7 protein-coding genes are annotated in these 13,525 nt (G+C 52.2%); 2 read left to right on the top strand and 5 right to left on the bottom strand.

What is annotated here, in order from left to right:
- Nucleotides 1-229: 229 nt before the first annotated feature.
- From gltB to NSU01_RS05675, 3 genes are all read right to left on the bottom strand, one after another.
- Nucleotides 230-4,825: a glutamate synthase large subunit gene (gene gltB / locus NSU01_RS05685; RefSeq protein ID WP_042140782.1), complete on the bottom strand. Its 4,596-nt coding sequence runs from the start codon at nucleotides 4,823-4,825 to the stop codon at nucleotides 230-232.
- 374 nt (nucleotides 4,826-5,199) lie between these two features.
- Nucleotides 5,200-7,554 (bottom strand): YhgE/Pip domain-containing protein, encoded by a 2,355-nt coding sequence (locus NSU01_RS05680; protein WP_076242279.1) that lies wholly within the window; start codon nucleotides 7,552-7,554, stop codon nucleotides 5,200-5,202.
- A gap of 195 nt (nucleotides 7,555-7,749) precedes the next feature.
- Nucleotides 7,750-8,325: a TetR/AcrR family transcriptional regulator gene (locus NSU01_RS05675; RefSeq protein WP_039302173.1), complete on the bottom strand. Its 576-nt coding sequence runs from the start codon at nucleotides 8,323-8,325 to the stop codon at nucleotides 7,750-7,752.
- 296 nt (nucleotides 8,326-8,621) lie between these two features.
- Between NSU01_RS05675 and NSU01_RS05670 the strand changes: the two genes are divergently transcribed.
- Entirely contained in the window at nucleotides 8,622-9,818 is a 1,197-nt protein-coding gene (locus tag NSU01_RS05670; protein ID WP_042134030.1) for a UDP-N-acetylglucosamine--LPS N-acetylglucosamine transferase, read from the top strand.
- 151 nt (nucleotides 9,819-9,969) lie between these two features.
- Here the strand turns inward: NSU01_RS05670 and NSU01_RS05665 are convergent, their stop codons facing one another.
- Nucleotides 9,970-10,878, bottom strand: coding sequence for a cell wall hydrolase (locus NSU01_RS05665; protein WP_042134028.1), 909 nt, complete (start codon nucleotides 10,876-10,878; stop codon nucleotides 9,970-9,972).
- A gap of 76 nt (nucleotides 10,879-10,954) precedes the next feature.
- Nucleotides 10,955-11,566 (bottom strand): RNA 2',3'-cyclic phosphodiesterase, encoded by a 612-nt coding sequence (thpR, locus tag NSU01_RS05660; RefSeq protein WP_076242278.1) that lies wholly within the window; start codon nucleotides 11,564-11,566, stop codon nucleotides 10,955-10,957.
- 91 nt (nucleotides 11,567-11,657) lie between these two features.
- On the opposite strand from thpR, the gene NSU01_RS05655 reads away from it, so the two are divergent.
- Nucleotides 11,658-12,614, top strand: coding sequence for a D-2-hydroxyacid dehydrogenase (locus tag NSU01_RS05655; RefSeq protein ID WP_042134025.1), 957 nt, complete (start codon nucleotides 11,658-11,660; stop codon nucleotides 12,612-12,614).
- Nucleotides 12,615-13,525: the final 911 nt, after the last annotated feature.

Raw genomic sequence — 13,525 nt, 5'->3', positions numbered from 1 at the left:
TTGTCTCTTTCAGTTCAAGCTATATTAACCTTATCGCTGTATCAGCAACCCGTTTCATACATTTTTATATTCTACCATAGCTTTCCTTTTTCCTGAAATTAGGAAAGAAATGCAGTAATAGTAAAAGGGACAGTATCTTCCCCGTCTGATACGGGTAAGAATACTGTCCCTTGATCGTATAGTGCACACCGGCAATACCGGATGCATTTAAAAGTTGAAACCTTAAACCTTAGCCGCCGACACGGGCAAGCTCACGCATATTCGCTTCAAAAGCAGCCATCAGGGCAGCTTCGCCGGTCAGGCCATTCTGCTCCACCTTGCGGATCTGCTCCATCATCCGTTTGTAATCCTTCGGAATGACACGGGCAAACTTCGGCAGGGCCTGATCCCATGAATCGAGAATCGCTCTGCCCGCATTGCTGTCTGTAAGCTCGGTATGACGGGTAATCAGGCTATGCAGCTCAGCGATCTCATCCGCCTCCTCCACACGCTCCAGCAATACCATTTCCAGGTTACAGCGTTTGATGAACGTGCTGTCCGGATCATATACGTAGGCGATACCGCCTGACATCCCTGCCGCAAAGTTGCGGCCGGTTTCACCCAGAACAACCACACGGCCGCCAGTCATGTATTCGCAGCCGTGGTCGCCCACGCCTTCAACGACTACATTCGCCCCGGAGTTGCGGACTGCGAAACGTTCACCCGCAATCCCGCTGACATAAGCTTCGCCGCCAGTCGCTCCATACAGCGCCGTATTCCCGATGATGATATTATCTTCAGCGGCAAAGGTTGCCTTACGGGACGGTCTGATAATCAGCTTGCCCCCGGACAGCCCTTTACCGACATAGTCATTGGAGTCGCCTTCGACCGTAATCGTGATGCCCTTCGGTACGAATGCGCCCAGACTTTGTCCGGCCGAGCCTGTGAAATACAGCTTGATGGTGTCATCCGGCAGACCTGCTGCGCCATATTTGCGCGTCAGCTCGCTGCCCAGAATCGTACCCACTGCACGGTTGACGTTCGTGATCGGCAGGGATGCTTCAACTGCTGTGCCGGATTCCAGTGCAGGAGCGGCAATATCGAGCAGGTGAGTCATATCCAGCGTTTCTTCCAGGCCATGATTCTGGTGTTTGCTGCGGAAGCGTGTGCTTCCTTCCGGCATAGCCGGTGTATGCAGCAGGCTGTTCAGATCGACACCCTTCTTCTTCCAGTGGGTCGAAGCCTGAACCGCATCCAGGCAATCCGTGCGGCCGACCATTTCTTCAATGGTGCGGAAGCCGAGCTCAGCCATAATCTCGCGCAGATCCTGTGCTACAAAGGTCATGAAGTTAACGACATGCTGCGGATCTCCCATGAAGTTCTTGCGGAGCTCCGGATTCTGCGTAGCAACGCCGACCGGGCAGGTATCCATCTGACACACACGCATCATGATACAGCCTACAGCTACCAGCGGTGCAGTAGCGAAGCCGTATTCTTCAGCGCCAAGCAGAACAGCTACTGCCAGATCACGCCCGCTGAGCATCTTGCCGTCTGTTTCCAGTACAACACGGTCGCGCAGATTGTTCAGCATCAGTGTCTGGTGTGTCTCAGCCAGACCCAGCTCCCAAGGCAGTCCGGCATGACGGATGGAGTTCATCGGTGAAGCACCGGTGCCGCCGTCATAGCCGCTGATCAGGATAATATCGGCACGGCCTTTGGCCACACCGGCAGCAATGGTGCCTACGCCGACTTCGGATACAAGCTTAACGTTAATATTGGCACGAGGATTGGCATTCTTCAGATCATAGATCAGCTCTGCCAAATCCTCGATCGAGTAAATATCATGATGCGGCGGCGGTGAGATCAGACCTACACCTGCTGTAGAGCCGCGGACTTCGGCAACCCAAGGATATACCTTGCGGCCCGGAAGCTGTCCGCCTTCACCCGGCTTAGCGCCTTGTGCCATCTTGATCTGGATCTCGTCGGCATTCACCAGATAGTTCGAGGTTACGCCGAACCGTCCCGATGCCACCTGCTTGATCGCACTGCGGCGGGAATCGCCGTTAGCGTCCGGAATGAAGCGCGCCGGATCTTCCCCGCCTTCGCCGGTATTGCTCTTGCCGCCGATACGGTTCATCGCAATGGCCAATGTCTCATGGGCTTCCTTGCTGATCGAGCCGAAGGACATGGCGCCGGTCTTGAAGCGTTTCATGATCGATTCCGCCGGTTCTACCTCATCAAGCGAAACGGGTGCATTAGTCGATTTGAACTGCAGCATCGAGCGCAGAGTCTGGTGTTTCTCGCTTTCGCCCTGAACAAGTGCCGCATATTTCTTGTACATCTCGTAATCTCCGCTGCGTACGGAATGCTGCAGCAGATGAATCGTCTGCGGGTTGAACAGATGCTCTTCCCCGTCACTCCGCCACTGGTATTCACCGCCGGAATCCAGCACCTTGTCGTTGCCGTCTTTGTCGGTGAAGGCTCGGTTATGGCTGGCAAGTGCTTCTAGAGCCACTTCCTCCAGGCCAATTCCCCCGATACGGGATGGTGTCCAGGTGAAGTAACGGTCTACGAACTCCGAGTTCAGGCCTACAGCTTCAAAAATCTGTGCGCCGCGGTAAGATTGAATTGTGGATATCCCCATTTTGGACAGGATTTTTACAACACTCTTCGTAGCTGCCTTGATATAGTTCTTCACAGCCTTCTCATGCGAGATTCCGCGGAGCAGGCCTTGGCCGATCATATCATCCAGACTCTCAAAGGCCAGATAAGGGTTGACCGCACTGACACCATAACCAAGCAGAAGCGCATAATGATGAACTTCACGCGGTTCACCGGATTCCAGCAGGATACTGACCTTGGTCCGTGTTCCCGAGCGGATCAGATGGTGATGCAGGCTGGAGACAGCCAGCAGCGCCGGAATAGCAGCATTGTCGCGGTCTACCCCGCGGTCTGACAGAATAAGAATATTATGTCCTTTGGCCATAACACGGTCTGCCGCCTCATTCATACGCTCCAGAGCGATACGCAGCCCTTCCGCCCCCAGCTCTGCCGGGAAGAGAATCGGAATGGACATCGATTTGAAGCCGGCACGGCGTACATGACGCAGCTTGGCGAAATCCTCGTTCGAGAGAATCGGAGAATCCAGCGAGATCTGACGACAGCTCTCCGGTTCTGCTTTGAGCAGATTGCGTTCAGGCCCGATCGTTGTTGCCGTGGACGTTACCAGTTCTTCACGGATCGCATCAATCGGCGGGTTGGTTACCTGGGCAAACATTTGTTTGAAGTAGTTGTAGAGCCGCTGCGGACGGTCAGACAGTACCGCCAGCGGTGAATCATAACCCATGGACCCGACAGCTTCGGCACCTGTGGATGCCATAGGCTCCAGCACCTTGCGCAGATCTTCAAAGGTATAACCGAACGACTGCTGAAGTTGCTGCACGTTATCATGCTTCGGATTCGGCAGCTCCGGTGCTTCCGGAAGCTCATCGAGGCTGATCAGGTGCTCATCCAGCCAATCCTGATAAGGCTGCTGCGAAGCAATTTCAGCCTTGACCTCTTCATCAGAGATAATACGGCCCTGCTTCGTATCCACAAGCAGCATACGGCCCGGTCTCAGGCGGTCTTTGTATAGTACATCCTCTGCCGGGATGTCTAGGACTCCCGCTTCGGAGGACAGAATGATCAGATCATCTTTGGTGACATAATAACGCGCAGGACGAAGACCGTTACGGTCGAGGATCGCCCCGATTTGCACGCCGTCGGTGAAGCCCATTGCGGCAGGCCCGTCCCATGGCTCCATCAGGGTGCTGTGGAATTCATAGAAGGCTTTCTTCTTCTCGTCCATGCTGTCATGATTGCTCCAAGGCTCAGGAACCATCATCATCGCAACATGCGGCAGGGAGCGTCCGCTCAGGTACAGGAACTCGAACGTATTATCGAACATCGCAGTATCGGAGCCGTCGGGGTTAACCACCGGCTTGATCTTGCCGAGATCCTCGCCGAACACTTCGCTCTTGAACAGCGACTGGCGGGCATGCATCCAGTTCACATTGCCGCGAAGGGTGTTGATTTCGCCATTGTGAATCATGAAGCGGTAAGGGTGGGCACGTTCCCAGCTTGGGAAGGTATTGGTACTGAACCGGGAGTGGACAAGCGCAATCGCCGACTCCAGCTTCTCATCCTGCAGATCCAGGTAGAACTGTCCAACCTGTACAGTAGTCAGCATGCCCTTGTATACGATCTTCTTGCAGGATAAACTCGGTACGTAGAAGGATTCCCCCTCTTCTGCTCCGCCGTAGCGGATCGACAGCTCCGCACGTTTGCGGATCACGTACAGCTTGCGTTCAAAAGAAAGATCATCCTTAATTCCTTCAGAGCGGCCGATAAATACCTGCCGCACATAAGGCTTGGCAGCCTTGGCCGTCTTGCCGAGCATTTCGTCAAAGGTAGGCACATCGCGGTAGCCGAGCACCTGCTGGCCCTCTTCAGCGATAATCTCGCTCAGGAGCGCCTCATGGCGGGTCCGGATCTCCTCGTTATGAGACAGAAAGATCATGCCCACGCCGTAATGGCCCTGTTCCGGCAGCTCAAAGCCAAGCTTCGCTGCTTCGCCGGCAAAGAAACGGTGCGGAATCTGCAGCATAATGCCGGCTCCGTCACCAGAGTTCGGCTCGCTTCCCTGGCCTCCCCGATGCTCCATATTAAAGAGCATAGTCAGAGCATTGCTAACAATATCATGGGACGGTTTGCCTTTAATATGGGCAACAAATCCCATGCCGCAAGCGTCTTTTTCGAACTGAGGATCATAAAGGCCCTGTTTGCCGGGCAGTTCAGTGTGTCTCATCATACGCAACCTTTCTATTATAAAGTAGACGGAATTCCAGGAAAATTTTTCAGAGGAAAATCTTAATAATTATTCAAGCCAGATTGGTTATATTATTTTATCATCGACCTGACATGAGCGCAATTTAAACTTTTTTATGAGCTTGATTAACAAATGCTTTTGCAGCGCAGCTTTAGCGGATAAAAGCGTAAAAAATCTTCTCAGTGCATAATTATGCATAAAAGACGAATAAGTTCTTATGCATTGAAAGCGTTTCATTTATTTTCCTGCCATCGGTATGGCACTTTTTTTACCCATTTAGTTTTCTGTATAAGCCAAAAACGCCCCCTCAGGGGCGTTTTTGTGTCCTCATATTTACAAGAAAATGTGTTCCATTATACAGTCAAAACTTGTTCACTTTTCAGCAGAGCTTCATTACCGCGGTCACGGGTCATGAAGTAGGTGAAGGTAAGCGCCAGGAATACTATGCCGTAAGCGGCCAGCAGTCCGGCATCATTCCACATCGAGCTGAAGTCGCCAGTGGAGATGACTGCCTTGAAGCCTTTGACACTATAAGTCATCGGCAGCAGCGGATTGAAGATCTTCATCCAGTTAGGAATCAGCTCCAGCGGGAACGTACCCGCACTCGTAGTCAATTGGAAGATCAGAATCAGGATGACTACGAAACGGCCCGGCTGGTCAAGCCAGGTTACGATCGCCTGGATCATCCACATGAAGGCAAGACTGGTGATGAAGGAGAAGGCGTAGAACAAGCCTACACTCTGCACTTCAAGGCCCAAGCCGTACAGAACAATCAGGATGGCGAGAAGTGCCTGGAGCAAGCTCATCATGGAGAACGTAAGAGTACGGCTCATGAACCGGTTGAACCGGCTGGCTCCGATCACTTCAGATTCACGCATCGGAATAACAATCGTACAGATCAGTGCGCCTACGAACAAACCGAGAGACAGGAAGTAAGGGGCGAATCCTGTTCCATAGTTCGGTACCTTGCTGACTTTCACTTCTTCAATCTGTACCGGCTGGGCAAACATGGATACCAGCGCATCGCTCTTGTTCACAGCATTAGTCTGCGTTGCAGCATCGCCCAGCTTGCTGGCCAGCTCACCGGAGCCTGCTTTCAGCTCATCCAGACCGTCCTTGAGCTGGCCTGCTCCGTCACTCAGCTGCTTCGAGCCGTCAGCTACAGAGCTGAGGCCGCTGCCAAGCTGTCCTGCGCCGCTCAGCAGCTTCGCTGTACCGGCTTCAAGCGCCTTGCCGCCGTCTGCCAGCTTCGCACCGCCTGCGGCCGCTTCGTCCAGCTTCGCGCCGAACTGCTGCATGCCTGCCGACAGCTTAGCACCGCCTGCTGCAAGTGTGCCCGCGCCAGCCGCCAGCTGCTGCTGGCCTTCCAGCAGCTGTGCGCTGCCGGCGTTCAGCTGCTGCGCTCCGGCATGCAGCTGCGTTACACCTGCATCAAGCTGCTGGGAACCGCTGTGCAGCTGATTCGCTCCCTGCACCAGCTGCTCCTGGCCGCTGTGCAGTGCCGTTGCTCCTGCCAGCAGCTGCTCCTGGCTCTGGTCCAGCTGTGCAGTGCCGGTCGCCACTGCTGTACTTGCCGCCAGCAGCTTCTGTACATCCGGGCTTGCCGCAAGCTGCGGGTTCGATTTCGCCAGTGCCTGCAGACCGTCTGCTACCGCCTTGGCTCCGGCTGCCGCTTTCGCGCTGCCTTCCTTCGAAGCCGTAAGACCGGCTTCGAGCTTCGCGCTGCCTTCTGCGGAAGAGGTCAGACCCGCTTCCAGCTTCGCGCTGCCGTCCACCACCGACTTCGTGCCAGCCTGCAGCTTGGCGGTTCCGTCTACGGCCGACTGTGTGCCGTCCTTGAGCGAAGCCGCTCCGGCTGCAGTCTTCTGCAGCCCTGCATCAAGCTGCTTGCTGCCTGCTGCCGACTGGGTTACACCATCCTGCAGCTGCTTATGTGCTGCGGACAACTGCTGAAGCCCTCCGGCCAGCGTGCTGCTGCCGGCTTCCAGAGCCGCTGCTCCGGTATTCAGATCCGTCACACCCTGGGTAAGCGGCGCTACACCATCGAGCAGCTTGCCGGTGCCTTCAGTCAGGACAAGCAGATTGTCCTTCAGCTTAAGCGCTCCGTCATCCAGCTTGGTGGCACCGTCAGCAAGCTTGGTGGCGCCGTCCCCGGCTTCGCCAAGCCCGCTGGCGATATCCGTGATTTTATCAAATACAGATTCGGTATACGCTTCTGTGATCTTGGCAGACACTTTAGTCTTGATATCCTTCACTGCCGTGCCGCCGATCTGGCCAGCCAGGAAGTTGTAGCCTTCATTCGGCTCGTAGATGATTTTGGCCGGCTGCGGATCTGCATCCAGCAGGGTAGTAGCTTTGGCCGAGAAGTCTTCCGGAACAATAATCGCCATATAATAGGTATTGTCCGCAAGTCCGGCTTCCGCTGCTTCACGGCTGACGAAATTCCACTTGAACCCGTCCGTCTTCTTCAGCTCCGCCACCAGGTCTGATCCGGCGCTCAGCTTGGAGCCTTCATAATCAGCACCTTTATCTTCATTTACGACAGCGACCGGAAGCTCGTTCATTTTACCGTAAGGGTCCCAGAATGCCTTCAGGAATAATCCGCTGTACAGTACAGGAATGAACAGAATGGCAAACATGGAAATACGCATCTTGGGATTCTTAAAAACCGCGCCAAGGTCCTTGATAAACACGGATAAAGATTTCATTCTGGTTCTCTCCTTCTAATCATATGCTCTCTTTAAAATGCTATAAATTCCTCTGAAATGATATTTTCGTGAATGTTACAGTAACACTGGTTGACCATTTTCCCCATTCAGTCAGTCAAGAGCAAAAAAAATTTGCCTGTTCACATCAGGGAAAGCGCAGGTTCACAGACGCCGTCCCTATACCGGACTTAAATTCTACTGTGACAGGCCTTCTGCCAAAAATAAATGAAAGTAGCATTTAATCTGCTCTTTGGTCAAAGGCACATGCACCTTGCTCAGTTCAGCAGTAAGTACGATATAAAGCCTGAACATTACTACCGAGACAATCTGGGGATCGCAGGGTTTGATCTCCCCTTGACGGATTGCCTGTTCCACCTCCCGTTCCAAATATTCAAGTACGACACTCTCGATCTTGTCGAGCCCATCACCGGCCTGCGGCGTTCCGAAATCACGACTTTCCTGGGACAGCTTGATGAATAGCTCATGTTCGCTCCGAAATTCCAGCAGGGCGTCCAGCACGCGGTGCAGATTATCAAAAAACGGCTTGTCGCGTTTAATCTCCCGCTCGGCGATTCTTTTCATCTCAATAATGACATCTCGCAGAATCTCGTCAAATAATTGTTCCTTGTTCGTAAAAAAGGTATAAATCGTCCCTTTGCCGACATTGGCAATCTTGGCGACCTGATCCATTGTAGTTGCCTTATAGCCGAATAATGAAAAAGATTTCGTCGCCGCCTGAAGCACCTGCTGCCTTCGATCTACCACAGCCACCCGTGCACTCCCTTTCGTCAGGAAATATCATTGCGTCCGCGTTCTGACCAATTTACTAATCCGGTCACTCGGTCAAGACCAACTTTATCACGATGCTCCTGCCAATGCAATACTTGTGCCCAACTTTTTTTATTTTATTGCAGTGTTTTAACTTTCTATTTACGTCTTATTTGTATAATGTGAGAAAAGAAGCAAAAACCCTAGTATAATATAATAGAACATGAACATGGGATCTCGAATGAACCGATGAAGAGAACTCGTAATTCTACCCATGATGGAAAGTAGCAGGTGAACTTATGCGAAAGAAAAGAGTACTGCTGTTTTCGGAAGGCTTCGGCACGGGCCATACAGGGGCAGCCTATGCTCTGGCCGAAGGAATAAGACTGCTGAGTCCGGATGTGCAGTGCCGGGTCATTGAGCTTGGAAAATTCCTCAATCCTACGGTCGCACCATGGATTCTTTCCGCTTACCGCAAAACAGTCAGCAGCCAGCCAAAGCTGGTCGGCATGATGTATAAGACCCAATATCATAAATCACTGAACCGGTTGACTAAGCTGGCTCTTCACCGGATTTTTTATACACATGCCTCACAGGTCATAGAGCAGCTTAAACCCGATTTGATTATCTGCACTCATCCGATTCCGGCCGCAGTCATCTCCAGATTGAAGCAGCAGGGGCTGGATGTCCCGCTCTACACGCTGATTACAGATTATGATGCTCACGGCAGCTGGGTGAACGCCGAAGCCGACCGCTATCTCGTCTCTACTTCACGCGTCAAATCGATTCTTACCGGACGGGGCGTATCTCCTGAGCTGGTGACGGTTACCGGCATCCCGGTGCATCCGAAGTTCTGGGAGCGCCATAGCAAGACTCAGCTCCGCAAGGAGCTGGGGCTCGCCGACATTCCTACCGTGCTCATTATGGGCGGCGGCTGGGGGCTGATGTTCGGGAAGGACATCATGAATTCGCTCACGGCCCGGATGGATGAGATCCAGCTTATATTCTGTATGGGCAGCAATGACAAGCTGGTAGCCAAAATGAAAGCCAACCCGCTGCTGGACCATCCCAATGTAAAGATTCTCGGCTACAGCAGCGAGATCAACAAATTAATGGATGCTTCCGATCTGCTGATTACGAAGCCGGGCGGAATGACCTGTACTGAAGGTCAGGCCAAAGGCATTCCGATGCTGTTCTACAGCGCCATCCCGGGGCAGGAAGAGAAGAACAGCCAGTATTTTGTAGAGCTGGGGCTGGCCGAGGTACTTGATTCGGAAGTGGTGAACAAATGGTTCTCCATGCTGCTGCATGAATATGCCGGACTTGAATTACAGCGGAAACGCCGGACTTCCCCTGAACGCCAGCAGCCTCAGCATTGTGCAGCTACTGTGCTCCAGCTGCTGGGCAAGCCCGCCAGCCAAGCTGTTGCCGAATCCGAGTCGTGGAGCTCCCCCTCACAGGTGCGCAATGAAGAGGCCGTCTATGTCACCCCGTAGACGGACCCCGGTGAACAACAACATAAAGAACCTCCAGCCACTGGTAAGCGTGGATTTGGAGGTTCTTTTGCATTACATAAGATGAGAATGCAGCGGAAACCTTCTCCGCGCGCAACCAGCGTGAATTCGGATGGCAAGAATGTAACAGTGATTATTTGTAGAAGGTATGATTGCCGATGGTCTTAAGGAGTGTCCGTGAATGATGCACAGTAAGATCCTGCGCGAGCGTCAGCGATAAGAAGAAGTACGTGTCATCCGTAACTTCCTTAACTCCCATAAGTGCAGCATTAACAGCCTTGATACTGTCTGCGTTGGGCTTCACACGCTTTAGACGGCCGTTGGCGACAGGACTGAATTGGCTTTTTTGATAGATTACATCATGAATGGTATCGGGAAAATTGGCTGACCGCAGCCGGTTCAGAACAACGTTGGCAACTGCCACCTTGCCCTGGTACGGTTCGCCTTCTGCTTCTGCCATGACGATTTTTTGCAGCAGTAGCAGGTCTTCTTCGGATACGGCGTAGCTCCAGGTAGCTTCAGCTTGCTGCTCCTGGCTTAGTAGCTTGGTCCGAGAGAAGAACAATGTTGCGGGGGGATGTTGCTGAGTTGCCGCTTTGACTTTATTTACGCTCGTTGTCCCCTTGGCCGCTTTCTTCAGCGCTTGCGCCGCTGACGGCGTTGCTTTCACCACAGTTACCTTAGCCTTAGGCTTAGGCTGAACGGCGCCCGTCTTCGCAGCCTCTTGACGCTGCAGCTTCTCGGGGCTTAACCATCCGGCGCTTACCATGCGGGCCCAGGTGTGGACCGGTTCGGCAGCTGTGGTGTAAAGCATGGGAATCATTGTGCTGGATGAAGGGCTTGTCCTATATACAGCAGATGCAGCTTTTGGAACACGGGGCTCCAGAGACTCATGGCCGGCAGACTTCAATTTACCCATTTCTATTACATTCTCCCCGGTAGCAGCAGATCCTTCGGGGTTCATCAAACTTATCGCTGAGAAAGACACTAAAATTACGCTAACCAGCAGCGCAATACAGCGGCTCTGTTTAAATATTAACATTATTTACCTCCTATTTTACGGCACACTCCTATTGTATGTAACCGAAAATGGAAGCTTTGAAAACTTTCTTGTCGATTTATGTTGAGAAAAATGTAAATTTTTCGGTCATTTCATACATAGGAATGGCATGCATCCTGGTAGCATACACCACAAAAGCATCCACCGTCCAGCCTAAGTCTGGAAGTAAATTGCCTGCGGGACGTCCCTTTACCCGTAAATTTTCCAGCCGCTCCAGCGTAAACGGCTGCTCCTCACGGTATTTGCGGGCCACTGTCAAATGGGGATTATACGTTCGCGTTTCCGCCGTGAATCCTAACGGAAGTGTCGCCGAAACCACCTTTTTCTGCAGCTCCCTGAGCGGCTCAAGCTCCCCGGAAACCCCCGTCCAGAGCACTCTTGGCGAGTCCGGGAGGCCGAATGTGCCCCATTCTCCGAGCTTCAGCTGAAAGCCTTTGCTTGACAAGGAAACTTTCCGGAGCGCCGCGAACAGGGCCGGGATATCCTCCTTCGGAGTGTCGCCAAGAAATTGCAGCGTAATATGGAAATCTTCAAAATGTGTCCATCTGGCAAATTTAAGTCCGGAAGACACGCGGGCAGACTCATTTTTAAGATAATAGCGCAATGCTTCCGGCAAAGGTATAGCGATAAACAGACGCTCAAATTCTTGCTCCGGCTCCTTATGTTCCATTCTAATTTCACCTTTCCAGGCAGATTTGTTATGCTTATTCTATACTTATCGTCCATTTCTCTACTGAAATGTAGAATAGGAGGGAACCAACATGACTAAATCCATCGTTTGTATGCAGCATTTATCAGATGGGCAGCAGGAGCTGATCCGCGCCGCTGCACCAGATTATACCCTTACCCTCGGAGATTCCAGGAATCCGGACCTTGAGCTGCTCTCCGGTGCGGAAATTATCATCGGCTGGGGAAAAGGCGCCAGTGATACCCTTCTGCGCCAGGGTTCACCGCTGCGCTGGGTCCAGGCCTGGTCTGCCGGTGTGGAGAAACTTCCGCTTGAAGCCATGCATGAACGCGGGATTCTGCTGACGAATGCCAGCGGTGTTCATGCCGAACCGATTACTGCCGTTATCTTCAGCTTCATGCTGATGTTCACCCGGAACATGCATACCGCTATCCGCAACCAGCAGAACCGCCGCTGGCATTCGGATGGACAAGAGAGTGAATTGACCGGCAAGACGGCAGTGATTGCCGGAACTGGCTCCATCGGCAGTGAAACCGCCAGAATTGCCAAGGCTTTCCGTATGAAGACGATCGGTGTGAGCCGTTCCGGCCGGCCGGTTGACGGCTTCGATGAGGTCTTCACGACCGGACAGCTGAAGGATTCCGTGAGCGACGCCGATTTTATTATCAACACTTTGCCGATCACCGACGAGACGCAGGGAATATTCGATGCAGACATCTTCTCCGCTGCCAAGCAGGGGGCTTATTACATTAATATTGGCCGCGGAGCGACTACCAATACGGACGATCTAATCTCAGCGCTGCACAGCGGACAGCTTGCCGGTGCCGGACTCGATGTCTTCGAGAAAGAGCCGCTGCCGGAGGATCACCCTCTGTGGGGGATGGAGCAGGTCATCATGACCCCTCACTGTGCCGGGGTAACCGACCGTTACGCGGACCGGGTAGTGGATATTTTCGTTGAGAACATGAAGGCCTATCTGGAGTCCGGAACGCCTTCACTCAATCTGGTCGACTACAGCCGCCAATATTAAGCCTCCGCCGCCTGGGCTGGCGGGGTTGCTGTGGGATATGCGGACCTGTTTGTAACTTGCGGGTTTAAAGGTGCCTCCTGCGGCTAAATGTTGTACATATTACAACATTGGATGTTAGATAAAAGGGTTTTCTAGAGAATTGTTGTATGAAATACAACAATTCTCTCGTTAATCTGCCGGATGGAGGCGAAATGATGCCTTTTGTACAACAATTTTCCGTTAACGTCGATCTTTTGAGGAAAATGTTGTATTTTGTGCAGGATTTCAACTATATAGACTATAGATTGTGCTGGAAAGTACCTTGCTCCGTAGAACCCTGCACTGGCAAGACTCCTGCGCGGACAAGTCTATTGTGAACTAGCTAGTGCGGAGTGCATTGCAATTACTTTAATTGTATTTCCTGCAGTTAAATAACGGCGAAAAAACGGATTTGCCCGGTTAACTGTATTCTGTACAACTAAAATAGCAGTACGTCTTTTTTCCCGGAGTATGGGGGATTTTAACTGCAGAGAATGCAATTAAAGTCCTCGCAGCACAATAACCGATCGCTTTAGTTGCACAAAATACAGTTAGTTAGTACTTAGGCAGCGCGAATTTCGTCATCAATTAGCCAAGGAGTTCGAGCCTGCAGTTCGAGCTAGGAGCCGGGGCCATCTGAAAAATCACCCGTTCAAGCTGAAAAGCAATATAGCTTTGCTCCCCCTGCTTTATCCCCAAGACAAAAAAAACAGCCTCTGCTAACCTAAGCAGAGGCTGTTTTTATATTCCCACATCACTATATAGTTTGAACTTGAGATTTACAACTAGGGAGAAGTGGCGGAAGAGAAGTTTGGAACTGTAGGAGCGCTAGCGTCCGCCTTTGTTCACGGATTTCCACCGCTACTAGCGGTATAAATCAAGAAATCCGGGAA

The sequence above is a fragment of the Paenibacillus sp. FSL H8-0259 genome, from assembly GCF_037963255.1.
In the GTDB taxonomy this organism is placed as follows: domain Bacteria; phylum Bacillota; class Bacilli; order Paenibacillales; family Paenibacillaceae; genus Paenibacillus_AQ; species Paenibacillus_AQ phytohabitans.
Note: the sequence above shows the minus strand (reverse complement) of the source record. Positions and strands in the feature narration are given on the sequence as shown.

Bases quoted from the DNA above. Each gene is read 5' to 3' on its own strand.
- gltB (WP_042140782.1), bottom strand. From the start codon at position 4,825: ATGAGACACACTGAACTGCCCGGCAAACAGGGCCTTTATGATCCTCAG.
- NSU01_RS05655 (WP_042134025.1), top strand. From the start codon at position 11,658: ATGACTAAATCCATCGTTTGTATGCAGCATTTATCAGATGGGCAGCAG.
- NSU01_RS05665 (WP_042134028.1), bottom strand. From the start codon at position 10,878: ATGTTAATATTTAAACAGAGCCGCTGTATTGCGCTGCTGGTTAGCGTA.
- NSU01_RS05670 (WP_042134030.1), top strand. From the start codon at position 8,622: ATGCGAAAGAAAAGAGTACTGCTGTTTTCGGAAGGCTTCGGCACGGGC.
- thpR (WP_076242278.1), bottom strand. From the start codon at position 11,566: ATGGAACATAAGGAGCCGGAGCAAGAATTTGAGCGTCTGTTTATCGCT.
- NSU01_RS05680 (WP_076242279.1), bottom strand. From the start codon at position 7,554: ATGAAATCTTTATCCGTGTTTATCAAGGACCTTGGCGCGGTTTTTAAG.